The sequence below is a fragment of the Xanthomonas sp. WHRI 1810A genome (assembly GCF_040202885.1).
Lineage (GTDB): Bacteria > Pseudomonadota > Gammaproteobacteria > Pseudomonadales > Pseudomonadaceae > Aquipseudomonas.
The window spans coordinates 1-533 of sequence record NZ_JBEGED010000067.1 but is presented as its reverse complement, the minus strand read 5'-3'; the positions used below and the strand labels follow the sequence as shown (position 1 = coordinate 533).

The following is a 533-nucleotide window of genomic DNA, read 5'->3' as shown; positions in this document are numbered from 1 at the left end:
ATCTCGCCCTGGTGGGCCTTGCCGCCGCTGTTGTTGCTGCAGCGCTATTACCGCGCGGTGGTGCCAGCGACGGTGATGGCGCGCCTGCATGCGCAGTGTCCGCGGCTACTGCGTATCCGTGCCGCCCGGCAAACGTTGACCACGGCCTCGTGCTCGAACCTGTGGTTGTCGGCACTGCCCGGTATCGAGTGGTCGGGATCGTTGCGTGAGGCGCGGCAGTATCTGCACCAACGCGTGGTGCCGTCGGCAGAGAGCCGCAAGGAGCGTGCCGACATGTTGCAGACCCAGTTGTGGCTGCAAGACCAACCGTGGGTGCGCCAGACCCAGGCCCGCCGCCTGATGACCCGGCTGACCCGGCCGGTCCCGCGCACCGACATGCTGTATGTGGTGCGTGCCGCGCTCGATGGGTATCTGCAGCCTGCATAAGGCTGCGTTGCTGTCCTGTGGCATGCCGTGCTGGCATCTGATGGCTGCGTTGGCGCGGAACATGCGCCGACACCGGCCTTGCATGCTGCGTTGGTCGTCGCGGTCAA

At 66.6% G+C, this 533-nt stretch carries 1 pseudogene; it reads left to right on the top strand.

Going from position 1 to position 533, the window contains the following annotated elements:
- Nucleotides 1-426 (top strand): annotated as a pseudogene (locus ABQX22_RS26760) (nucleotidyltransferase family protein); the annotation flags it as partial.
- Nucleotides 427-533 lie beyond the last annotated feature (107 nt).